The organism is Janthinobacterium sp. SUN120 (assembly GCF_030397735.1).
GTDB classification, from domain to species: Bacteria; Pseudomonadota; Gammaproteobacteria; order Burkholderiales; family Burkholderiaceae_D; genus Janthinobacterium; species Janthinobacterium kumbetense.
The window spans coordinates 773,777-796,985 of the sequence record NZ_JAPUBW010000001.1 but is presented as its reverse complement, the minus strand read 5'-3'; the positions used below and the strand labels follow the sequence as shown (position 1 = coordinate 796,985).

The 23,209-nt window shown below is 62.7% G+C and carries 17 protein-coding genes; 9 read left to right on the top strand and 8 right to left on the bottom strand.

What is annotated here, in order from left to right; all coding sequences use genetic code 11:
* Positions 1–247 precede the first annotated feature (247 nt).
* From O0879_RS03490 to O0879_RS03465, 6 genes are all read left to right on the top strand, one after another.
* A complete protein-coding gene (locus tag O0879_RS03490) occupies positions 248–1,153 on the top strand; it encodes a sensor histidine kinase (RefSeq protein WP_289914640.1) in 906 nt (301 codons plus the stop codon).
* Between the two features lie 101 nt (positions 1,154–1,254).
* Positions 1,255–2,241 (top strand): diguanylate cyclase, encoded by a 987-nt coding sequence (locus O0879_RS03485; protein ID WP_099667847.1) that lies wholly within the window; start codon positions 1,255–1,257, stop codon positions 2,239–2,241.
* Positions 2,242–2,311: 70 nt separating this feature from the next.
* Positions 2,312–2,599, top strand: coding sequence for a type II toxin-antitoxin system Phd/YefM family antitoxin (locus tag O0879_RS03480; protein ID WP_289904851.1), 288 nt, complete (start codon positions 2,312–2,314; stop codon positions 2,597–2,599).
* Between the two features lies 1 nt (position 2,600).
* Positions 2,601–2,933, top strand: coding sequence for a type II toxin-antitoxin system RelE/ParE family toxin (locus O0879_RS03475; RefSeq protein WP_289914637.1), 333 nt, complete (start codon positions 2,601–2,603; stop codon positions 2,931–2,933).
* 122 nt (positions 2,934–3,055) lie between these two features.
* Positions 3,056–5,920, top strand: coding sequence for a pitrilysin family protein (locus O0879_RS03470; RefSeq protein ID WP_289914635.1), 2,865 nt, complete (start codon positions 3,056–3,058; stop codon positions 5,918–5,920).
* A 670-nt stretch (positions 5,921–6,590) separates the two neighbouring features.
* Complete coding sequence (locus tag O0879_RS03465; protein ID WP_289914633.1) at positions 6,591–9,425, top strand: TonB-dependent receptor; 2,835 nt, start codon at positions 6,591–6,593, stop codon at positions 9,423–9,425.
* Positions 9,426–9,523: 98 nt separating this feature from the next.
* Here the strand turns inward: O0879_RS03465 and O0879_RS03460 are convergent, their stop codons facing one another.
* Together O0879_RS03460 and O0879_RS03455 are read right to left on the bottom strand one after the other, a co-directional pair.
* On the bottom strand, positions 9,524–9,778 hold the full coding sequence (locus O0879_RS03460) for a hypothetical protein (RefSeq protein ID WP_289914631.1): 255 nt from the start codon (positions 9,776–9,778) through the stop codon (positions 9,524–9,526).
* 20 nt (positions 9,779–9,798) lie between these two features.
* Positions 9,799–10,584 (bottom strand): DNA/RNA non-specific endonuclease, encoded by a 786-nt coding sequence (locus O0879_RS03455; RefSeq protein ID WP_099667845.1) that lies wholly within the window; start codon positions 10,582–10,584, stop codon positions 9,799–9,801.
* Between the two features lie 215 nt (positions 10,585–10,799).
* Between O0879_RS03455 and O0879_RS03450 the strand changes: the two genes are divergently transcribed.
* On the top strand, positions 10,800–11,327 hold the full coding sequence (locus O0879_RS03450) for an SRPBCC family protein (RefSeq protein WP_289897780.1): 528 nt from the start codon (positions 10,800–10,802) through the stop codon (positions 11,325–11,327).
* Positions 11,328–11,403: 76 nt separating this feature from the next.
* Here the strand turns inward: O0879_RS03450 and O0879_RS03445 are convergent, their stop codons facing one another.
* From O0879_RS03445 to O0879_RS03420, 6 genes are all read right to left on the bottom strand, one after another.
* A complete protein-coding gene (locus tag O0879_RS03445) occupies positions 11,404–12,417 on the bottom strand; it encodes a response regulator (RefSeq protein WP_251348576.1) in 1,014 nt (337 codons plus the stop codon).
* On the bottom strand, positions 12,410–13,507 hold the full coding sequence (locus O0879_RS03440) for a hybrid sensor histidine kinase/response regulator (RefSeq protein WP_289904846.1): 1,098 nt from the start codon (positions 13,505–13,507) through the stop codon (positions 12,410–12,412). The genes O0879_RS03445 and O0879_RS03440 overlap by 8 nt, the downstream gene beginning before the upstream one ends.
* A 1-nt stretch (position 13,508) precedes the next feature.
* Positions 13,509–14,852, bottom strand: coding sequence for a HAMP domain-containing sensor histidine kinase (locus O0879_RS03435; RefSeq protein ID WP_289904845.1), 1,344 nt, complete (start codon positions 14,850–14,852; stop codon positions 13,509–13,511).
* Positions 14,852–16,246, bottom strand: a complete 1,395-nt coding sequence (locus O0879_RS03430; RefSeq protein ID WP_099667840.1) for a class I SAM-dependent methyltransferase — start codon at positions 16,244–16,246, stop codon at positions 14,852–14,854. The genes O0879_RS03435 and O0879_RS03430 overlap by 1 nt, the downstream gene beginning before the upstream one ends.
* 264 nt (positions 16,247–16,510) lie before the next feature.
* Positions 16,511–17,536: an AraC family transcriptional regulator gene (locus O0879_RS03425; RefSeq protein ID WP_289897776.1), complete on the bottom strand. Its 1,026-nt coding sequence runs from the start codon at positions 17,534–17,536 to the stop codon at positions 16,511–16,513.
* Positions 17,536–18,444, bottom strand: a complete 909-nt coding sequence (locus O0879_RS03420; RefSeq protein WP_289914629.1) for a GGDEF domain-containing protein — start codon at positions 18,442–18,444, stop codon at positions 17,536–17,538. The genes O0879_RS03425 and O0879_RS03420 overlap by 1 nt, the downstream gene beginning before the upstream one ends.
* Positions 18,445–18,749: 305 nt before the next feature.
* Between O0879_RS03420 and O0879_RS03415 the strand changes: the two genes are divergently transcribed.
* Positions 18,750–21,287 (top strand): TonB-dependent receptor, encoded by a 2,538-nt coding sequence (locus tag O0879_RS03415; RefSeq protein ID WP_289914628.1) that lies wholly within the window; start codon positions 18,750–18,752, stop codon positions 21,285–21,287.
* Between the two features lie 17 nt (positions 21,288–21,304).
* Positions 21,305–23,164 (top strand): phytase, encoded by a 1,860-nt coding sequence (locus O0879_RS03410; RefSeq protein WP_289914625.1) that lies wholly within the window; start codon positions 21,305–21,307, stop codon positions 23,162–23,164.
* Positions 23,165–23,209 lie beyond the last annotated feature (45 nt).

Below are 23,209 nucleotides of genomic sequence, written 5' to 3'. Positions count from 1 at the left end.
GGGCGAACGCATCGGGGCAGGCGCGTGGCGCCGTTACCGCAAAAGCCGATTGACAACCCTCTATTATATGCCGCCGCGACACTTCCCGTGCAAATGCCGTGCCCGCCGCCTGCCGCTGCGGCGTCCGGGGCAGGAAATCGACATGCGCAGGCATAACTGCGCGGCTTTTGCGTTTAGACAATGTAAATGATCCCAAGTTAATATATTTTCTGTAAGAACATTGCCTGATGGAAAACATTAAGGGAGCATGGATATGGTGCAACGCTGGCTACGCCCGCCGTACCGCCTGAGTATTCTGGCCTGCCTGGCGGCGGCCGCACTCGCGGCCCTGCACGCCAGCCATGCCGCCGGGCCAATGCAGCCGGCTGGCACGCCCTCCCCCTTGATGCTGGCCTGCGCCGTCCTGCTCGGTGCGCTGGCGCTGCTGCTGTGGCGCCAGCACCGCCTGGCGCTGCGCCTGCAGGCACTGGAACAGCTGCGCGCGGAGGCGGAACAGGCGCGCCTGGCCGGCGAACAGCACAAGGCGCGCGCGCAGGAACGCCTGCGCATCGGGCGCGACATCCACGACGACCTGGGCCAGCATCTGCTGACCCTGAAAATCGACCTGGCCATGCTGCAGACCAGCACGCATGACGCCGCACCCTTGCTGGCGCGGCAACTGGCCATGATGGCGCGCAATATCGACCTCAGCATCGCGGCGCTGCGCTGCGTCATCCACGACCTGCGCCCGCCCGCCCTCGACGCGGGCCTGCAAGCGGCGTGCGACGGCTTGCTGGCGGACTTCAAGCGCACCACGGGCATCGCTTGCAGCTGCGACTACCGGCTCGACGCCGCCGCCGGCAGCGCGCACGGCCCTTTGCTGTATCACGTGCTGCAGGAAGCGCTGGCGAACATCGCCCGCCATGCGCGCGCCACGCATGTCCAGCTGAGCCTGCAGCAAGCGGGAGCCACCCTGGCATGCCGCATCAGCGACGACGGCGTCGGGCTGTCGGGTTCGCCACCGCGCCTCGGCTGCGGCCTGTCCGGCATGCATGAGCGAGTCGCCGCCGCCGGCGGCAGCCTGCACATCGAAAGCCGCAGCGGCGCCGGCACCACCTTGCGCCTGTCCCTGCCGCTGGCCGCCTGCGAGGAGGCGCCCCTGCTGCACGACTGATCGTGGTGCCATAAATATTGCTCAATATCAACACCTTCCGTCCCGCTGCGCTGCATCATGGCCAACGAGCCAGCCCCATTCACCCCAAGAAGGATGCTTACATGCCGGATAGCCATGCTCATGCCAGCGCATCGCCCTGCGATGAAGCCCAGGGTTTTGCCGTCAAGATGATGGAATTGCTGGTGGTGCCCACCTTTGTCCTCGACGTGCATGGCCAGGTCATGATCTGGAACCGCGCCTGCGAGCAGCTGACGGGCGTGCCGGCGGCCGAAGTGCTGCGCACGCGCGAGCCGGGCCGCTGCTTCTACAACGACGAGCGCCCCACCCTGGCCGACCTGCTGCTGGCCGGGCGCGGCGGCGACATGCGCGCGCTGCACGCCCAGCAGCAGTACCGCAGCAGCACGGGCGGCAATCTGTGCGCGGAAAACTGGTGCGACATGCCCCGCACGGGGCGGCGGCGCTACCTGGCCGTCGATGCCAGTCCCATCTATGGCAATCACGACGAGCTGATCGCCGTCGTCGAAACCCTGCGCGACATGACGGATGAAAAACGCGCACACGTGGAACTGGAACGCCTGGCCACGCGCGACGGCCTGACGGGCCTGGCAAACCGGCGCTGCTTCGACGACACCATCCTGGCCGAGTGGCAACGTGCCCAGCGGCAGGGCCAGCCCCTGTCGCTGCTGATGGTCGACGTCGACAATTTCAAGGAATACAACGACAGCCATGGCCACCAGGGCGGCGACCTGTGCCTGCGCAAGGTAGCCGGCGCCGTGGCCAGCGAAATGCGCACGAACGACCTGGTGGCCCGCTATGGCGGCGAAGAATTTGCCGTCATCCTGCCGAACCAGTCGCTCAAGGGCGCGGCCATCGTGGCCGAACGCATCCGCCAGCGCGTGGAACGGCTGCAACTGCCGCGCAAGCGTCCCGACGGCGCCTGCGTCACCGTCAGCATCGGCGCCGCCACGGCCCTGCCCGGCCCCGGCACGGAACTGGGGCAGCTGATCCACACGGCCGACTGCGCCCTGTACCGCGCCAAGCACCTGGGCCGCAACCGCATCAGCCTGCCGGAAACGACGCTCACGTAGGCAACAGGGAAGCACGACCAAATTTGGTGTATATTTAGTCCTATCACAGTTTTTCGCATTCGGAGCCGCCATGGACCTCAAGGAACGCATCAAGCCGATTTCCTATCTCAAGGCCAATACGACGGACATCGTCAACAGCTTCGACGCGGGCCAGGACGAGCCCATCATCATCACGCAAAATGGCGAAGCGAAGATGGTCGTGCTGTCCATGCACGCATATCAGGAAGGCAAGCGGCAAGCGCGGCAGATGCAGGAGCAGCATGCATTCATGAAACTGATCGCCATGGGCAACCAGGACATCGCGCGCGGCGACGTGGTGTCCGAAGAAGACTTCCTGGCCAGCCTCGATCAGGACTGACATGGCGCGCATCGTCGTGCTGAAAAGCGCGCAAGCCGATTTCAATGAACTGCGCAGCGACTTCAAGGCGCGCCACACGGCGGTAGCGTACGCGCAGTTCATCGCAGCTTTCCGGCAATTATTCGCCGATCTCAAGACCTTCCCCGACAGCGGTACGCCCGTCGAAGCCGCCCGCGAAGTCGGCATGGATGTGCGGCAACGCCTGTGCGAAGAGATCCGCGTCATCTACCACCATGACCGCGCGCACGACACCGTGTACATCCGCATGTTCCTGCCCACCAAACGCGACTTCCTCGCCCACTTGACGGCGCGCATCCTGCGGCCCGACTTTTAATCTCCCCCCAGCGCAGCGTTCCGACAGCGCCTTGCCCCTATGCACGGCGGCACGAATATTCTATGCTGCGGCGTTGCACTTTCCACATTCCAGAAAAAGAAGGAGCCCCCGTGTCAAGAATCATGCCTGTGTTGTTACCCGCTTTCGCCCTGGCCCTGTCGGCCATGGCCTCGTCGAACCTGGGCGCCGCGCCCGTCAAACCGGCCGCCGCCCATGGCGCCGCGGCCAGCAAGGCCGATCTGCTGCCATTCAAGGCGACGGAAAAGACCTTGCCCAACGGCTTGAAAATCATCATCGTGCCGACCGGCTTCCCGAACCTCGTCTCGCTGCAGATTCCCGTGCAGACGGGTTCGCGCAACGAAGTCGAGCCGGGCAAGTCCGGTTTCGCCCACTTCTTCGAGCACATGATGTTCCGCGGCACCAAGGCGTATCCGCCCGAGAAATACCAGGAAGTCATCACCCGCGCCGGCGCGCGCCAAAACGCGTATACGAGCGACGACTTGACCAATTACCACACGACGTTTGCCAAGCAAGACCTGGAAACCGTGCTGAAGGTGGAAGCGGACCGCTTCCAGCACCTCGACTATGCGGAAGACGCGTTCAAGACGGAATCGCGTGCCGTGCTGGGCGAATACAACAAGAACAGCGCCAATCCCGTGTCGAAACTGTTCGAAGTGATGCGCGACAGCGCCTACACGACGCATACCTACAAGCACACGACGATGGGTTTTATCCAGGACATCGAAGACATGCCGAACCAGTACGCGTATTCGAAGCTCTTCTTCGACCGCTGGTACCGTCCCGAGCGCACCACCATCATCATCGCCGGCGACGTGGAACCGCAGCAAGCGATCGCGCTGGTGGAAAAATACTGGAGCAGCTGGCAGCGCGGCAAGCAGCAGGCGGCCGTGCCCGTGGAACCAAAGCCGCGCGGCCCCGTCTACAAGCATGTGGCCTGGCCCACGCCGACCCTGCCGTGGGTGGCCGTGGGCTTCCACGCGCCCGCGTTTTCCGTGAAGGACAAGGACCAGGCGGCGCTGGCCACCCTGCTGTCGCTGTCGTTCGGCCGCACCTCGCCTTTATATAAACGCCTGGTGCAGAACGAGCAAAAGGTCGACCAGTTGTTCGACATGACGCCGGACCGGGTCGACCCGACACTGGCCGTGCTAGGCGCGCGCGTGAAAAACATCGACGACGCCGTCTACGTGCGCGACGCCATCCTGGCCACCGTGGCGCGGCTGCGCGACACGCCAGTCAGCGACAAAGACCTGGCGGACGCCAAGTCGGCGGAAAAATACGGCTTGATCCGCTCGCTCGACAACACGGAGCAGATCGCCGGCACCCTGGCTTCCTTCGTGCATTTCGACCGTTCCTACGCCACCATCAACCAGTATTACCGCCTGATCGATACGCTCACGCCGGCCGACCTGCAGGCGGCCGCGCGCAAATACCTGACGGACGAGGGCCTGGTGGTGACGACCCTGTCGCACCAGCCGATGGCGGCCGCCATCGCCGCCACGCCGACGCTGGCCAGCCTGCTGCCGGCCGCCCCGACCGCGAAGTTCGACGTGCTGGTGCAAAAGTCCGCGCTGCCGCAAATCCGTTACAAGCTGCTGTTCATGGCAGGTTCCGCGCAAGACCCGCAAGGCAAGGAAGGCCTGGCCGCGCTGACGGCGTCCATGGTGGCGTCGGGCGGTTCGTCCGAGCGCAAGATCGACGAAGTCAACCAGGCCCTGTTCCCGCTGGCCGGCAGTTTCAGCCAGCAGACGGACAAGGAAATGACAACGTTTACGGGTTCCATCCACCGGGATAACTGGACCCAGTTCAACGCCATCGCCCTGCCGCTGCTGCTCTCGCCCGGTTTCCGCGAAGACGACTTCCGCCGCCTGAAGGATGCGCAAAAGAACGCGCTGCTGCTGGACCTGAAGGACAATAACGAAGAGGAATTCGCCAAGGAACGCCTGCAAACCAATGTGTATGCGGGCACGCCGTACGGCCACCCCGTGCTGGGCACGGTCGCCGGCATCGACGCCATCACCCTGGACGACGTGAAACAGTTCTGGAAGAGCGCGTATGCGCAAGGCGCCGTCAAGGTCGGCATTTCCGGCGACGTGTCGGACGCCATGACGGCCTCGCTGACGCAGGCACTGGCAAGCTTGCCGGCCGGCCCGGGCTTGCCCGCCACCGTGAAACCCGCGGGCCGCAAGGCGCAGGGCCTGGAAGTGGAAATCATCGAGAAAAACACGCGCGCCACGGCCATTTCCTTCGGCTTGCCGCTGGACGTGACGCGCACGCACCCAGACTTCCCCGCCCTGTGGCTGGCGAAGACGTGGCTGGGCGAGCACCGCGCCTCGAATTCCTACCTGTACCAGCGCATCCGTGAAATCCGCGGCATGAACTATGGCGATTACGCGTACATCGAAGCCTTCCCGCGCGGCATGTACCAGTTCTTCCCGAACCCGAACCTGGGCCGCAAGGCGCAGCTGTTCGAAATCTGGATCCGCCCCGTGGCGCCGGACAACGCCCACTTCGCCCTGCGCGTGGCCCTGACGGAACTGGGCAAGCTGGTCGACAACGGCTTGACGCAGGACGACTTCGCCACCACGCGCGACTATCTGATGAAGAACGTCTTCGTCATGACCTCGACGCAAGACCAGCAACTCGGTTATGCGCTCGATTCGCAATGGTATGGCACGCCGGAATTTACCAAGCTGATGCGTGATGGCTTGTCGAAACTGACGCTGGCCGACGTCAACCGCGCCATCCAGCAGCACCTGTCGGCGAAGAACCTGTCCGTGGTGATCGTCGCCAAGGATGCGGCCGGCTTGAAGGATAAGCTCGTCAGCGACGCGTTCTCTCCCATCAAGTACGACGGCAACAAGCCGCAGGCGCTGCTCGATGAAGACAAGGTCATCGGTGCGATGAAGCTGGACATCAGGCCGGCGGCCGTCACCGTCACGCCGGCGGCACAGGCCTTCGCCAAATAGCCGCGGCAACGCACCAGATAAATGCAGCTATGGCCGCCAGCATAATGCTGGCGGCTTTTTTTATGCACGAAAATGATGCATCGCAGCACCAGGCTCTAATTATGTTCCGACATTATTTGATTATCTCCCGGCATTATCTCGCCCTCCCCAGTAGGGCCAGCGATAATCGCCGACGCACCAAAATTGTGCATCTGCAAAATATTACAAATGTAAAAATTTGCAACATTCCTGGACATATGAAAAAATGACAATTTATCACAGCGCGGATTAAATTTAAAATAAACACATATAAAACAAATACTTACATGATTTATGGAAAATATTTTTATTACATAAAATGTAATAATTTGGAATTTATTAGCACAGTTTCTTTTTAACACCATCAATTTTTTATCAAATATGTAAGCGCAAAAATATTCTAGATTAACTGTTGTGTCAACGTGACAATATTAAAAAAAAACATAGCGCGGCGTTTCCGAAGATGTTTTGATAAAGGTCTAGGCAATACTGTTTATACGGTTTTGCAACAAAAATCGCTCAAGCGATTCACTAGACCGGGAAAGCCGGACATTGCACAACGATGGTCGGCCATGTGTTCAGCAGTTGAAAATTGATGGAGAATATTTTGCTCAAAAAAATAGTCTTAAAACAAAGCGTCATCGCAGTCGCATTGACCCTGTCTTCTTCGCAACTGGTCTATGCCCAGCTGGCTCCGCAGGAGCCGGCACTGCAAAAAATCCTGATCACCGGCTCCAACCTGAAGCGCGCCGACAAGGAAGGCACCTCGCCTGTCGACGTGATTACCGCCAAGGACATCAAGGACAGCGGCGCGTCGACGGTGGCCGAACTGATGAAGCTGATTCCATCGATGGGCACCGATACCAATCAGGATCAGGCCAGCGGCAGCGGCTTCGCCAAGGGCGTGGCCACGGCATCATTGCGCGGCCTGGGATCGAGCTCCACCCTGATCCTGCTGAACGGGCGGCGCATGACGCCATCCGCGTACGCCGATCCGAACAATGGCAATTCGACCCTGTATGACTTGAACAGCATCCCCCTGTCCGCCCTCGACCGCGTGGAAATCCTCAAGGATGGCGCATCGGCCGTCTACGGCTCGGACGCCATCGGCGGCGTCATCAACTTCATCACCAAATCGAACTACCGAGGCGGCCAGTTATCCGCCAATGCGAGCGCCAACGACGACAACCGTTTCCGCCGCAAGAACATCAATGGCTTTTTCGGCACCGGCGACTTCGATACCGACGGCTATAACGTCTTTGTCGCCGTCGATTACTCCGAACGCGATCGCGTGGCGCGCCGCGATGTCAATGACATCGCCTATTCCACCTACCAGGACCTGAACGGCCGTTTCCGCTCGAACTATTCGAGCGCCGTGTCGAAATATGCAACGATTTTCCGCGAGTCCGCACCCGGATCGAAAAGCTTTGGCGTCACCCAGGCCAATGGCCCGGCCCGCATGACCTTCAACCTGGGCTGCGATCCCAGCGAGCGCATTACGGGCGGCACAAAGGACGGCCTGCTGCCAACCAGCGTGCTGATCGGCCGCACCTTCTGCAACTACAACGGTGACCAGTTCCTCGAAGGCACGGGCGCCGGCAAGGATGCCAGTGTCCTGACACGCGGCACGCTGAAGATAAACAGCAAGGTGACAGGTTTCGCCGAAGGGGCCTACACGCGTTCGAGCCGCAGCTACACGGGATTGCCTATTACCTTGGGCAATGCCCAGGTTACCAACTTTACAGCCACGGGAACGGGCGAACCTTTCCAGGTCATCCTGCCCATCGGCCACCCGGACAATCCGCTCAGCAATGCACGCGCCTCGGTCAACTACCGTTTCGAAAACCTGCGGGGCGGCTCGCAAACCGTGAATGAAAACTCGCGCCTGCTGGCTGGCTTGCAAGGCGACCATTTCGGCTGGAACTGGGAAAGCGGCGTGCTGTGGAATCGTTCTGAGCGCGAAGAAACAACATATGGCCAACTGTACCTGCCAACCTTGCGCAAGCTCAACACAGGTACATCGCTGGCGCAACTGGTGGCCGATCCCACGCTTGGCCACGATGTCACAGACCGCGGCATAGCTGAAATTCTCCAGTGGGATGGCAAGGCCAGCACGGAATTTGGCCAACTCGGCGGCGGCGCCATGGGACTGGCGGTGGGCTTTGAACTGCGGCGCGAAAAAATCCGCATCGATCCTGACAGCCTGACGGCCAGCGGGCAAATCCTGGGTGTCGCCAATACCGCCATTGACGGCCAGCGCAATGTCAAGTCGGCTTTCGTCGAACTGCGCACGCCATTCACGAAAAGCTTCGAAATGGATTTCGCCGGACGCGTCGACAAATATCCTGGCATCAAGACCAACTTCGTGCCGAAGGTGGGTGCCAAATGGACAGTCACCGATACGCTGGCGCTGCGCGGCACCTACGCCGAAGGCTTCCGCGCGCCGGCACTGTCGCAAGTGACGCCCGGCGGTGCGCAATATTTCCTGCGCGGCGTGTATGACCCGAAACGCTGCGAGGAGGATGAAGAGACGCCGCGTCCGAATGGCGTCGCTTCCGACTGCAACAAGACGACTTCGGGCGTCGGTAACGCCAATCCCGACCTGAAACCGGAAACCTCGAAGAGCTACTCGCTGGGCCTGATCTACTCCCCGGCAAACTGGCTGGACTTCGTGGTCGACGTGTACAAGGTGCGCAAGGAGAAGGAAGTGGCGCTGGGTACGGCCAGCGACGCCTTGAAAAACGAAGACCGGATGCCTGAAAACGTCATCCGCGACCAGAATCCGGTCAACTTCATCACCGACGCGAATGGCAATCCGATTCCAGGCACGGGCCCGCTGCTGGGGGTCAAGACGCCATGGACCAACCAAGGTGCCACCGAGTTGAAGGGCATCGACCTGGAAGCGCGCATGCGCAACAAGCTCGGCGAATGGGGTTCGCTGAGCTCGGCCTTCCGCGCCACCTATGTCTACAGCTACAAGATGGCGCAGGTGGCAGGCGACGTGGAAAACAACGTCACCGGCAGCCGTCCTGGCTTGTCCGACTGGCAATTGGGCGTGGGCACGGACATGCCGCGCGTAAAAGCCTCGCTGACCACGTCGTGGACCAAGGGCGATCACAACGTGAATGCCTCGCTCAATTTCGTCGACAGCATTTCGCTCAAGCGCTTCCGCGATGGCGCTACCGTCTACGACCAGCCTTTCTGTGCCTATGGCACGAAGAAGCCGACCGATGCGGCGCCGGATCGCAATACCTCGATTCCCGGCTATGAAGCTGCCTTCCCGGATTGCAAGGTCGCCAGCTGGACCACGGTCGGTCTCGGCTATACCTACACGGGTTTCAAGAACGTGAGTCTGAGCATCAACATCCAGAACTTGTTCGACCGTGCCGCGCCTTACGATCCAGGCTACCCAACTACGGGCTACAACGAGGGCTTGCATAACAACTATGGCCGCTACTTCACCTTCAACGGACGTTATACGTTCTAATTAGCTGCAGGCACGCTCTTGACGCCTCCTTCGGGAGGCGTTTTTTTTGCCGTACCGGCATCAGATGCGGAAACGCTCCCGGTGTTGCCTTCAGCAATCTACTCGAAGGGATTGGCCACCGACGTCACTTCGGGCGGCGGCAGCTGGTCGGGCAAGTCCTGCTTTTCCAGTTGCGCCACCACGTCGCCCAGCAGTTTTTGCAACTGTTTCGCCAGCGCCAGGCCCGGCTTGTCCAGGGTCAGGTCGATGTCGCCGCTGATGCTGATGCGGTCGACACGGTTTTCGATGCTCAGGCCGCCGATCTCCAGCACATCGCTTTCATTGGCGTACGGGACGAATTTCTTTGCGCACATGGGATTTCCTTTCAAAGGGATTATTTTTTCGACTTGCTATTGATCTTGGGCAAACTCAGCATGCGCAACTTTTGCTGGCGCGTCAGCGACGGTAACAGATCGATGCCTATCCTGTCTTCCAGTTGCGCAATGCTCAGCACTTCATACGCCTTGGTATCGACGTTTTCAATGAAGTAGGCGGCGCCGGCGCGCTGGCGCGGGCTGTACACGGCCTTGTACAGATGGCTGGGCACAATCACTCTTCCCACCTTGCGCAGGTTGCCGCCAATGAAAGCCGGCCCCGTGATCACGTACAGGTCGCCCTCTTTCTTCGCCATCTTGCGCACGGCGCCCTCAATGCCGGCCCACACATAGCGGTTGTTGCGCGCATCCTGCGGCACCATGTTGGCCAGGGTAAAGCTGTCGCGCTGGCTCTGGCGGTCCGGCATGTCACCGTTGGGCGCCATGTGGCCACGGTCGAAGCCGCTGCGCGCATAATCGGCCAGCTCGGCGCGCTGGGCGGCGGGCAGCTTGCGTTCCGCGTGGAAGGAATTTTCGCGCGACAAATCCTGCGCCGCTTCCAGATTGTTCGCCGTCAAGTGTTCAGCCGACCACAGGGGCGTGCGCGTAATCCCCGAATGCATCACGCCAAACACGTTGTAGCACAGCTCCCTGGTTGCCACGTCCAGCTTGGGGTTGGTGATTTCCGGCTTGCGGCCATCGACGTAGTGGGCGGGACAGGCATCGGCATGCGCCAGGTTCGCGGCAAAGGCGGAAGCCAGCAAGCCGCACGCCAGGGTCAGCCTGGCGATCGATCGTTGAAACATATTTCCCTCTGAAATCTTTGCAGGCCAGCATTCTAGCGGACGGCGGCCCTCGCCACAAACCGGCACAAACCTGGCGTGCGCAGCGGCGAACGGGCGTGCGGGCGGCCCTGTGCAGAGCTGGCGCAAATAAAGGCCAACAGGCCACGCACAGCCATTCATATCTGCTAAGATTGCCTTGATTCGTTCGCATCGACCATTCAAGATTTGGAGAGCATATGATCAAAAAAACCCTGCTGCTGATCGTTGTCGTCGTCGCCGCCATCCTTGGCTATGCCACCACCAAACCCGACACCTTCAGTGTCCAGCGTGAAATCACCATCAAGGCACCGCCCGAGAAAATCGCCGCCCTGATCACGGACTTCCACTACTGGGCCGCCTGGTCGCCGTGGGAAAAGCTCGATCCGGCCATGCGCCGCACGTTTACGGGCCCCGCCAATGGCCTGGGCGCGCAATATGCGTGGACGGGCAATGACAAGGTGGGCGCCGGCCGCATGGAAATCACGGAAGCGGCCCAGCCCGAGCGCACCGTCATCAAGCTGGACTTCCTCAAGCCGTTCGAAAGCCATAACACCACCACGTTTGCCATGACACCCGAGGGCGACAGCACCAAGGTGAACTGGACCATGACGGGTCCCAGCCCTTACGTGAGCAAGGTCATGACGGTCTTCGTCAGCATGGATACCATGATCGGCAAGGATTTCGAGAAGGGCTTGAACAACCTGAAGGCGGCGGCAGAGCGCTAAGCCTTTCCCGTCGCGATGAAAAACAGGGCCGCGCGGCCCTGTTGTCGTTGGCGCCGCCCCTTGCGGAGCAGCCGGCTCAGAACTGCTCGATCCAGGCCGCCAGGTGATCCGGCGTGAGCGCCGGTTCAGCCTGCACCACCTTGCCCTGCAAGCCCATTTCCGTTTTACTCAGCTGCAAGGACCAGCCGCGCCGCGCCAGCCACAGCAAGCTGGCCAGCCAGAACGAGTGAATGGCCGAAACGGGCGTGGTGGTGGGCGTTTCCAGGAATTCCGTCAGCAGGCGGCCATCGAGGAACAGCGCCGTGCCGCCCTGGTTTTGCAGCGCCGCGCCGAACACGGGCAGCAGCATGTCGATCGCCTGTTCCACGCCGCGCCCCGGATGCTCGCGCTCGAGCGTATCGAGCTGCTGGCGCACGGCGGCGGCAAAGGCCGTGCCGCGGAAGGCTTCTGAACTGACCAGGTCGGCATAATCCATCAACAGCCAGTCCGGCTCGGGCGGCGTGACGCCGGCCGTCAAGGCCGCCGACAAATACGCTTCCACGGGCAGCTGCTGTTCCGGACCGGCCAGGCTGGCGCACAGCGCGTACAGGCTGCCGATGCGGTTGGCGACGGCTTGCCGCTGGCGCACCATCAGCTTTTCGCGCAGCAATTGGGCGTGCTCGTTGCGCAAGCGCGCCAGTTCCAGCGCCTGTTTGAGTTCCATGCGCAGGGCCGCGATATCCCACGGCTTCTGGATGTAGCGGTGGATCTGCCCCTGGTTGACGGCTTCCACCGTGTGTTCGAGCTCGGAATACGCGGTGGTCAGGATGCGCACGATGTGCGGATGGCGGTCCCAGGCATACGACAGCAGCTCGTTGCCATAGGCGCCCGGCATGCGCTGGTCCGACACCAGCACGGCGATGCGGTCGGCCTGCTCGTCCAGGATGCGCTTGCCCTCCTCGACCGAGGTCGCCGTCAGCACGTCGGCCAGCGGCGCGATGGCGCGCTGGAAGTATTTGAGGGCGTTGGCCTCGTCATCGACATAGAGTATCGTCGGCAAGCCTTGCGCCGGCTCACGCTGAGCCGGTAAACGCAGATTGGCGTCAATCATGCTCGTTCCTTATATGTACTGGAAAATTCAGGGTTACCGTGGTGGAAGTGCCAAACTCGGTGGCGATGTCGAGGTTGCCGCCGAACGACTGCATCATGCGGTGGCAAAACACCATGCCCCAGCCCTTGCCTTCGTCGCCGTTGGCACTGACGGGGTCGATCAACAGCTGTTCGACAATCTCGGGGGCGATGCCGGCGCCATTGTCGCGCACCTTGATGCGGCCGGCGTCGATGCGGATGCCGATCGCAGGATGAGCCTGCTCACCGGCCGAGCGCAAGGCATTCGCCAGCACGGACGACAGGATCAGCGCGACGCAATTGGGCGACTCGGCAATGGAGAAATCGTCGCCCACGTCCACCGTGATGGCGGCGCGCTGGGCCGTGCTCAAGGGATAGCTGTCGAGCAAGGCCGCCAGCAGCTGGCGCGCGCTGCCGGCGCGGCGTCCGCCCTGCATGCCGGGCCCGGCGCTGGCCAGGCGCACCGTGTCGACAAAGCTGGCCAGCACCGACAGGCAATAGCGCGCATTGTCGTGCATCAAGGCGGCCGCTTCGCCGATCTCGGCCTGCGGCGCGGCCTCCGCCTGCGCGCGCCGGGCGATGCCGCGCGCAAAATTGGCGATGGCCGCCAGCGGCGTGTTCAATTCATGCGCCAGAAACGCCAGCGATTCTTCCATCGCCACCAGGCCCTGGCGGCGCGCGGCGCGCTCGCGTCCCGTCTGCACGGCCAGTTGCAGCGCCGTCTGCATGGCGGCCAGGTCGAGCGGTTTTTCCAGCAGGCGGAACACCGCGCCGCCGTTGATCAGTTCGAGCAGCACATCCTTGTCCGCATACGCGGTGACGAGCATGCAGACGATGTGCGGATAGCGCTGCGCCACTTCCTGCAGCAATTCGCTGCCCAGGCGGTCCGGCATGCGGTAATCGGTGACGAGCACGTCGATCTGTCCGGCCTCGTCTGCCAGCAAGGCGAGCGCCGCATCGACGCTCAGCGCCGTCAGCACGCGGTAGCGGGCCCCGGCGGCGCGTTCGAAATACTTGCAGGCGAGCGCTTCGTCGTCCACGTACAGCACGCTGGCGCGGCTATCGTTATCCATGCTAACGGCCCTCCCAATCGGAGCGCTGCAAGTCGAAATTCATGCTGGCCCACGCGCCCAGCTCGCTTTCGGCCGTGAGGGTGCCGCCGTGGCGCTCGATCACGCCATAGCTGATGCTCAGGCCCAGGCCCAGGCCCTGCCCCACTTCGCGCGTGGTAAAGAACGGTTCGAACACGCGCGCCAGGTTTTCCGGGGCGATGCCGGGACCGTTGTCGCGCACGCTGATGCGCAGGCGGTTCTCGTCCCAGTGGGCCGTGATGCGGATCTCGAACGGCGGCGCATTGCCCTTGCGCATGGACAGCACGGCATTGCCCAGCAAGTTGATCAGCACGCCCACGATGGCCGCTTCGTCGCCGCGCACCAGGGTGTCGACCGGCAAGTCGTGGCTGATGCTGACATTCTTCGTTTCATGGCCCACCAGGCGGATGGCCGCGTCGAGCGCGCTGCGGAACTGGAAGTGTCCCGTTTCCAGCTGGTTGCCGCTCTTGCGGTAGGCAAAGGTCTTCAAGTCGGACACGATGTGCTGCACGCGCAGCATGCCCTGCTTGGCGTCGGCCAGGCATTCGCTGACGAGCGCGCTTTGCTTGGCGGCCGGGTCTTCGATGGCCACCTCGATGGCCATCATGCAGAAATTCACGGGGTTATTGACTTCATGCAGCATGCCGGCGGCCAGGGTGCCGATGGCAGCCATTTTCTCCTGCTGCAGCATCTGCCCCTTGATATCGGCCAGACTTTTGTTGGTTTCTTCCAGTTGCGTGTTCTTTTGCGCCACTTCCGCCTTCAGCTGGAACAGCATGAAGCGGGCGCGCTCATTGAAATAGGTAAACACGGCACTGATGCTGGCCGACATGATAAGGAACAAGCAATTGACGACAAACGTACCCGCCAGGTCGAAGCCGCCCGCATGCCAGGCACAGGCGCCCACATACAGCAGGCAGGAGATGGCGCCGAAAACCATATTCTGCCACAAGCCGAAGGCCAGCACGATGCCCGACGAATAGATGGCCAGGGTCATGCCCACGTAATAGATCGAGGTGGCGCCTTCCGTGACGGCGATCATCCAGGCGATCATGATCTGCGGCAAGATCAGCCAGACAAAGGTCAAGCCCTGGATGCGGTCTTGCGCCCAGCGCGTGCGCATGGCCAGCACGACGCAAAAGATCAGCACGGACACGAGGATGCGCGCAGTGGTGAACGCCGACTGCTTGTCCGGATACAGGGCCGAATCGAGGCCCATGCCCAGCAGGATCAGCACGATGCCCGTGTACGCCCCGCCGCGGCTGAATTCCAGGCGGAAGTCGCGCAAAACGGCCGTGTAGCCGGCGTGCAGGCCTGGAGTATCCATCAAGGAATGCTCACTTCCGCGAACACATTCACGCCCGTGGCATCGACATAGATCAGCGGGTCCGTCGCGTGCTCGGGCAGCAAGGCCGACAGGCCCTCTTCATTGCGATAGATCAAATGCCATTCCAGCAAATGCTCCATGCCGAACTTGCCGGGGTTGTTCGCGTGCACATTGGTGACGAGCAAACGTCCGCCCGGTCCCACGCGCGAGGCGAAATGCATCAGCAGGCGCGCGCACACCTTGTCGGACAGATAGTCGAACAGGCCGGCGCAATACACGGCGTCGAAACTGCCGGGCAAGCCCGTGATACCGGCGCCATGGCGGCGCTTGAGCAGGTTGTGCACGGAATCGTGCACATAATCGATCTCGACCACGCGCCCCGTGCGCTGCATGATGGTGGTCAGGCGCGCGCGCGTCCAGTCCAGGGTCTCGCTGCTGAAGTCGACCAGTTCGAAGGCCAGCCACTGCGCGTCCGGGCACGTTTCCAGGAAGCGCTGCACCTCGATGGCCGGGCCGCAGCCCACGTTGAGCACTTTATACACGCGCCCGGCAGCGCGCGCCGCGGCCGCCTTCTGCGACAGGAATTCCGTCAGGATATCGATGCGGTTGCGGTGCGCCGTGGCCACGGCCGCCTGCAGGAAGGCCGCATTGACGATCTGAAAGTACGTGCTCGGCCCCTGGCGCGGATCGTCCAGCAGCTGGTTGACCATCTGGTAATCGCCCGCGTAACCGAGCGGCTTGGTAAACGTGCGGAAGACGAACGGCGCGCGCAGGATCAATGGATGCAGCGCCGCCTGGGCGAAGGCGCGGTGCGCGGGCGCCCGCTCTTCCTCGACGAGCGAGGCTTCCACTTCGAGCTGGCGCAGATACAGCTGGGTTTGCTCCATCAGCGGCAAGGCCAGTTCGTCGAAGATATCGGGGCGCAGCCGGCCGTTTTCCTTGGGCAGCGAGTCGGACAAGTCGACTTGCTCGACCCAGCGCGACACTTCCGACAGGAAGGCGCGCATTTCGTTGACGACGATCTGGTAATCGCGGCGGATGCGGAAGCGCTCGCCCCAGCCGGCGACAAAGGCGCTGGACTCTTTCTGCACGGCGCCCTTGACCACCACCACGTCGCTCAGCTCGCGCCACTCGTCGATCAGGGTCACGGAAACGATGGCGGTCAGGCCCGTGTTGACGCTGCTGATGACGACGGCCTTGCCCACGTAGGCATTTTTCGCCCCCATGCGCACCGTCACGTCATTGAGCACCTCGCTGACCTGCACAATCGAGTATGGATTATAGATTTCCATGACCAGCGAATTGCGCTGCAAGTTGAAAATCGTGCCGCGCACCGCCTCACCCTGGGTGTTGCGGAAACTGACGACTGGATCGATCTGCGATTGTGAATACACGATTGAGCATTATCAAGTTGCCCGGTTTCCGGCGCACCCCACGGGTGACGCCAGTTTCCAGGCTGGGTTAAGGCACGGCACACCGGTCGTCTGCCGCCGGCACCGCCATCAAGATGACGGAATTGCGGCGTCGCGTGACGCCGTGCCGGAGCGCCTCAAAGCGCGTCTGTTCGCTCTCTGATCGAGTGTACTATGGATGTAGCAGAACGGGCAATTGTTCCCTCAGGAACGACTGTCCGTGGCGCTGGCGCGCAACGCCGGCGATCAACCTGCCACAAAAAGGGCCAAAGCATGGCGCAGCAACTGCGGCGTTTGGCCCGTCCAACGCTTGAACGAGCGGCGGAAGTTGGTGGCATCATGAAAGCCAAGATAGGCGGCCACGGCGTCGTTGTCGTAGCCATGCGCCTGAAACAGATAGATCGCCTTGTGCGCGCGTACCTGGTCCAGCTCGGCCTGGAAATGCGTGCCATGGCGCGCCAGGTGGCGTTTCAGGGTGGCGGGACTGACGCCGAACTCCTGCGCCGTGCGTTCCAGGGTCGGCGCGCAACGGATGTTCGCCAGCAGGTAGTCGTACAGCGCGCCGAGCAGGCTCGCCGCCGGCACGGGCGCCACGGCGGCCGCGCGCAAGGCCAGCGCCGCCGCCGTGGCATTGCCGCGCGGCCAGGGTTTATCCAGCCAGCTGGAATCGATGAGCATGGCGTCGACCTGGCAATCGAAACGCAGCGCCTGGCCCAGGTGCACCTCGTGCTGCTCGACGTGGCGGGGCCGCGCCCGGTTGAAGCAAAAGCGCCACGGCAGCGCTTCGCCCGCCAGCCAGCGGCACATGGCCGCCAGCGCCGTCATGTGCATCTCCACCAGAAAAGGCAGCTGGCTGGGCGCGCCGAACGCATCGACCCAGTACAGCACATGCATGTCGCCCGCCTCGCGCAAGCGCGGCTGCAACAGCGGACACAGCAAGGTGTGGAATTCGCACAGGATGCCAAGCGCCTGGCGCAGATTCTGCGCCTGCAGCAAGGCGTGGCTGGCCGCGCCGTAATGGCCGGGCAGCATTTGCTGGCCCAGCATGAAGCTGGTATCGGCACTGTCCAGGCCGCGCGCCACGTTGGCCAGCAATTGCAGGTATTGCGCGGCGCTGACCTGGCTTTCCGCGGACGGCAGCGCGCCGCCATCGAGGCCCGTGCCCTTGAGCAGCGGCGCCACGGCCAGTTCGCGGCTGCGCGCATAATCGAGCACCAGCGCCGGCTGGTGATGGGCCGCGATGCTGGGGTCGCCCTGCTGGTTCAGCGGCATCAGGCAGGCGCGGCGGTGCTGGCCCTGGGGCCGGCGCTGCGGCCGGGCGTTTCCACGGCCCGGCTCAGCTCGGCAAGCACCACTTCCGGCACGCCATCGGTGAGCGCGCACGCATGCCGCAGGCTCAGGCGGATTTCGCGGTTGTCGTTGGCGTGGTGGCGCATCTGTCCCACCATGGCGCACAGGTGGCGCGCCTTCGCGGCCGCATCCTCGCGCGACACGCCCGGCATCAGCACGGCGAAGCGGTCGCCCGCATAGCGGCACAGCAAGTCGTCATTGCGCAAGTTCAACAGCAGCATGTGGCCCACGGCTTGCAGCACGCGGTCGCCTTCGCGGTGGCCGTATTCGCGGTTAATCAGGTGAAAGCTGTCGATGTCGAGCAAGACCAGCGCGCAATCGAGGCCGGGCCGGCGCTCCTGTTCCAGGCGCATCTGCGTGCGCAGGTAGCTGGCGTCGGCCAGCTGCGTGATGCGGTCGAAGGCGCGGTGGTCGCGGAACAGGCGCTCGCGCTTTTGCAGGTGCTCGTTCAGGCGGAACTGTTCCTGGCGCCAGTAATACATGCCGATCGTCAGCACCAGCATGCCGAACGGAATCAAGGCTTCCAGCCAGTTATCCCACACGGCGCTCTTGTCGACGGCAAAGAATTCGTCCAGGCAATCGGCCCAGGAGCCCAGCATGATGGCGCACAGGCCGCCGGCGATCAGGCGCGTCACCAGCCCGCGGGGACGGCTGCTGAGGGTAAACAAGAACCAGATGCCCGCCATGACGGCCGTGCCGCCTTCGCAGACGATATCCATCCACTTCCAGATGGCAAACGGTTTAAGGTGCCCCAGTGTGGCGTACAGAAACAAGAACAGGGGCAACGCGAGCGCGGCGGCAATCAGGCTGTTACGGTGCAACGGCAGCATGTGGGAAACCTTTAAAAGTGGTGCTGCCGCCACGATAGCGCCCGCCCATGACGGCACGATGACATGCCCCACGCCCGTGCGGCAGGTGCAAACGGCTCATCATTAACAGCGCAGCCGATGCAAATCCGGCAAGCAGCATCCCATGCGCCCTGCGCTGGCAGGTCATTTCAGCTCACCACGATTCATTTCCAGCTGGAAAGCGCTCACAGGCCGTTGTTTTCAAGGTGGCAAGCCCTTGCCTGTCACGCAACCGTCATATTTGCTGCCTAGAATCCGCCCGGTTCCTTCCCCTAACCGAGCTCTTCATGAAAACCATGCACACATCGTTCCCCTCCCCGCTGCGTCTGACGGCCGTGGCCCTCGGCATCATGGCCGTCTTCAGCGGCCAAAGCCATGCGCAAGCGCAAGATGCGGATGGCCAGCCGGCCGCCACCGTGGTCGTCAGCGGCCAGCGCGCCAGCCTGCGCAACGCCATCGCCGCGCAAGAGAAAGCCGACAATATCATCAGCGTCATCAGCAGCGACGATATCGGCGGCTTGCCGGACAAAAACGCGGCCGAGGCGCTGGCCCGCTTGCCGGGCGTGTCCGTGCAGCGAGACCAGGGCGAAGGCCGCTACATCACCGTGCGCGGCCTGGGCCCGGACTTGAACGCCGTCACCATCAACGGCGCGCTGGTGCCGTCGCCGGAAGCGGGACGCCGCGCCGTGGCGCTGGACATCCTGCCTGCCGGCCTGATCCGCACGCTGGAAGTCTCGAAGACTTTACTCCCTGAAATGGACGCCAACTCGCTGGGCGCCACCGTCGAAGTCAAGTCACTGTCCGCCTTCGACTTGCCGGGCAAGCTACTGTCGGCCAACGTGGGCGCCAGCTACGATGAAAAGACGGGCAAGACCAGCCCCAGCGGCGGCGCCCTGTGGGCCCAGCGCTTCCTCGACGGCAAGCTGGGCGTGGCAGCCGGCCTAAGCGCGGAAAAGCGCTCGTTCGGCTCGGATGACGTGGAAACGGGCGGCGCCTGGAGCAAGGGTAAGTTGTCGGGCCTGGAATTGCGCGACTACCTGCCCGTGCGCAAGCGCGGCGCCCTGGCCGTCAACCTCGATTACCGCCCCGAAGCGGGCAACAGCTGGTTCTTGCGCTCGTTCCTCAGCGAATTTTCCGACAATGAAGTACGCGACCGCCTGACCATCAGCAATATCGCGGGCGGCAGCCTGGCCGAAGGCCAGACGGCCAGCGCGCGCGCCGAGCGCCGCATCCGCCAGCGCAAGTACACGCAGCAAGTGCGTTCCTTGGTGCTGGGCACGCAGCAGAAATCGGGCGACTGGACCCTGGACGTGAAAGGCGGCCTGAGCCGAGCCACGGAAGACACGCCGGAATCCTTGAACGACGGCCGTTTCCGCGGCACCAGCAATTTCGCCGGCATCAGTTTCACGGATACGCAGGAACCGAAATTGAGCGGCCCCGCCTCGCTGTACGACCCGGCCAGCTATGCGCTCAACGCCATCACCCTGCAAAAGCGCTACTCGAAGGACAATGAACACCACGCGCGCATCGACCTGGCGCGCAAGTTTGACATCGCCACCCTGAAGTTCGGCGCAAAAGTCAGCCGCCGCGAAAAAACCAATGACACGGATCAATGGGCATATAACAGCAGCAAGGCATCCAGCGGCAATTACTGGGGCGCCGGTTCCACGTCGATGAGCAATTTCGTGCAAGGCCACAATCTCGACTATGACCTGGGCAACATCGGCGTGGCGCTGGACCCGGCCCTCATCCGCGCCCGCGTGGCGGGACTGGACCGCGCCAAGGCGCGCCTGGCCACGGAATCCATCATCAACGACTATCGCATGCATGAAGACATCAACGCCATGTATGTGCAGAACAGCTACGACTTCGACGCCTGGCACATCCTGGGCGGCGTGCGCGCCGAGCGCACCAGTTTCGAAGCGGCCGGCTCGCAAGTGGACAGCGCCGGCATCGCCACGGCCTTGACGCGCGAACGCTCGTACACCAATTGGCTGCCAAACCTGCAAACCCGTTATGACCTGGATCAACATACCAGCGTGCGGGCCGCCTGGACGCAAGCCGTGGTGCGCGCCAACTTCAGCCAGCTGGCGCCCGGCATCAGCCTGGCCAGCAACACGGAAGCCGTGATCGGCAACCCGGACTTGAAGCCGCTGAAGGCCAACAACCTCGACCTGGGCATCGAGCGCGTGCTGGGCAATGACGGCGTGATGTCGGCGTATGGTTTCTACAAGGACATCAAGAATTTCACCTACACGACGAACCTGGCCGGCACGGGACAGTGGGCCGGCTACACGACGGCCACCTCGTATGCGAATGGCGACGCGGCCAAGGTGAAAGGCATCGAACTGGCCTACATGCAGCCGCTGCGCATGCTGCCGGCGCCCTTCAATCGTTTCCTCGTCGGCGTGAACGGCACCCTGAGCACCTCGAGCGCGCAAATCGGCCGCTTCGACAAAGCCAGCAACAAACAGCTGAACCGCGACATCCGCCTGCCGGGCCAGTCGAACCAGGTGATGAACTTGATGCTGGGCTATGAAACGGGGCCGGTCAGCGCCCGCCTGGCCCTCAACTACAAGTCGCCTTACCTGCTGGAAATGGGCAACGACATCCTCGATCAAAGCCAGGACCATATCGTCGCCGGCCAGAAACAGCTCGATTTCTCGCTGTCGTACCAGATCAACAAGCAGTTCCAGCTGATGTTCGAGGCGGCCAATTTGAACAACGAAAAATACTATGTTTACCAGGGCACGAAGCAATACAACGTGCAAAACGAACAATATGGCCGCACCTTTAAAGTGAGCCTGAAAGCCAGCGCCTTCTGATGATGATTTCCAACAATATGAAAAAAACCGTACTCTGCAGCGCCCTGCTGGCTGCCTTTTGCCTCGCGGGCACGGCGCAAGCCGCGCCTGCCAACACTGTGCCTTCCTTCACGCAGGAAGCGGAAGAACTGGCGCGCCTGCCCGGCGGTGGGTGGCTGCTACTCGACAAGCACGGCTTGCGCCTGTTCGACGCAGCCGGCCAGGAACAGGACCGCATCGCCGTGCGCGCCAAGCAACTGGACACGCGCAGCGATGGCGGCAAGGTGCTGGCCGTCTTCCTGGAAGCGGACACGCAGCGCCCCCTGCCCGTCTCCGTCGACGTGCAGGCCGGCAAGCTGGTCAAACTGGCGCCGTTTCCCGTGCCGACATTTTCCGTGGAAGCGTCGTGCCTGTACCGCGACGCCCAGCAGCTAGCCCATCTGTTCTTGATCGGCAAGGATGGGCAAGCGGAACAGTGGGTGATGCAGGGCGAGCAGCGCAGCCTGGTGCGCAAACTGGCCTTGCCGCCGCACGCCAAGCATTGCCGGGTCGACGATGGCGCCCAGCGCCTGCTGGTAAGCGAGGCCAACATGGGCGTGTGGGCGTATGACGCCGAGTCGGAAGGCATGGGCAAGCGCGAAGTAGTCGCCCTGCGCAAGCCGTATGGCCAGCTGGACGGCGGCGCCGGTGCACTGGCCGTGCTGCCGGGCGGCGTGGCCGTGCTCGATGGCAAGGCGGAAAAGCTGCACCTGTACACCCACCAGGGGAGTCAATGGACGGCCATGCCGCCGCAAGCGGTCGCCTTGAACGTGCGCAAAGGCGACAGCCAGCTGGCGCTGGACAAGGACTCCTTGCTGCTGCGCGGCAAGAACGGTTGGCAGGCGCGGCCCTTGAAATGGGTTGGCAAGGCGGAAACGCAGCCTGCGGTAGCCATCATCGCCCCACAGGCGCAGACGGAGCCGATGGCGCGCCAGGGCGACGCGGCCGACGATCCAGCCATCTGGCTGTCCAGCAACCCGGCCGACGCGCGCATCCTCGGCACCAACAAGAAGCAAGGCTTATTGGTCTACGACCTGCAAGGCAAGCAGACACAACTGCTGGAAGTGGGACGCCTGAACAACGTCGACGTGCGGCAGAATATCCAGTTGGGCAGCAGCAAGGTCGACCTGGCCGTCGCTACCCAGCGCGACGACAACAGCATGATGTTGTTCACCATCAATGCCAGCGGCGACGTGGCGGAAGCGGGCCGCTTCCCTACCGGCCTGAAAAGCATCTACGGCATGTGTCTGTACCAACCAGCCAGCGGCGGAGTGGAAGCGTTCATCAACGACAAGGACGGTACTTTCCAGCAATACAGCATTGGCTTGAACGGCAACAAGTTCAGCGCCACCCTCTTGCGCAGCTTCAAGGTCGCCACCCAACCGGAAGGCTGCGTGGCCGACGACGCCAACGCCCGCTTGTTCCTGGGCGAAGAAACGCGCGGCATCTGGACCACCTCGGCCGACGCCGCCAAGCCGGACACCCTCACCATGGTCTTGCCTGTGGGCGCGCACCTGACGGCCGACGTGGAAGGCATGGCCATCTACCGCAAGCCTGGCGCCAAGCCGGACACCGGCTACCTGATCGTTTCCAGCCAGGGCGACAGCAGCTACGTGGTGCTCGACGCGCAAGCGCCATATGCAGTGCGCGGCCGCTTCAAGGTGGGCTTCAACCTGCCCGCCGGCATCGACGGCACCTCGGAAACGGACGGCCTCGACGTCACCTCCGCCAACCTGGGCGGCGCGTACGCGCAAGGCATGCTGGTAATCCAGGACGGCTACAAGCGCCTGCCCGATGGACCGCAGAACTTCAAGTATGTGGCGTGGGGGGATGTGGCCAAGGCGTTGAAGCTGGACTAATCAGACTGGAGCGGGGCCGACCCCGCCGGAGGAATGCGCCTCAAT

Coding starts and splice junctions, on each gene's coding strand:
- O0879_RS03490 (WP_289914640.1), top strand. CDS start 248: ATGGATATGGTGCAACGCTGGCTACGCCCGCCGTACCGCCTGAGTATT.
- O0879_RS03485 (WP_099667847.1), top strand. CDS start 1,255: ATGCCGGATAGCCATGCTCATGCCAGCGCATCGCCCTGCGATGAAGCC.
- O0879_RS03480 (WP_289904851.1), top strand. CDS start 2,312: ATGGACCTCAAGGAACGCATCAAGCCGATTTCCTATCTCAAGGCCAAT.
- O0879_RS03475 (WP_289914637.1), top strand. CDS start 2,601: ATGGCGCGCATCGTCGTGCTGAAAAGCGCGCAAGCCGATTTCAATGAA.
- O0879_RS03470 (WP_289914635.1), top strand. CDS start 3,056: ATGCCTGTGTTGTTACCCGCTTTCGCCCTGGCCCTGTCGGCCATGGCC.
- O0879_RS03460 (WP_289914631.1), bottom strand. CDS start 9,778: ATGTGCGCAAAGAAATTCGTCCCGTACGCCAATGAAAGCGATGTGCTG.
- O0879_RS03455 (WP_099667845.1), bottom strand. CDS start 10,584: ATGTTTCAACGATCGATCGCCAGGCTGACCCTGGCGTGCGGCTTGCTG.
- O0879_RS03450 (WP_289897780.1), top strand. CDS start 10,800: ATGATCAAAAAAACCCTGCTGCTGATCGTTGTCGTCGTCGCCGCCATC.
- O0879_RS03445 (WP_251348576.1), bottom strand. CDS start 12,417: ATGATTGACGCCAATCTGCGTTTACCGGCTCAGCGTGAGCCGGCGCAA.
- O0879_RS03440 (WP_289904846.1), bottom strand. CDS start 13,507: ATGGATAACGATAGCCGCGCCAGCGTGCTGTACGTGGACGACGAAGCG.
- O0879_RS03435 (WP_289904845.1), bottom strand. CDS start 14,852: ATGGATACTCCAGGCCTGCACGCCGGCTACACGGCCGTTTTGCGCGAC.
- O0879_RS03425 (WP_289897776.1), bottom strand. CDS start 17,536: ATGCCGCTGAACCAGCAGGGCGACCCCAGCATCGCGGCCCATCACCAG.
- O0879_RS03420 (WP_289914629.1), bottom strand. CDS start 18,444: ATGCTGCCGTTGCACCGTAACAGCCTGATTGCCGCCGCGCTCGCGTTG.
- O0879_RS03415 (WP_289914628.1), top strand. CDS start 18,750: ATGAAAACCATGCACACATCGTTCCCCTCCCCGCTGCGTCTGACGGCC.
- O0879_RS03410 (WP_289914625.1), top strand. CDS start 21,305: ATGAAAAAAACCGTACTCTGCAGCGCCCTGCTGGCTGCCTTTTGCCTC.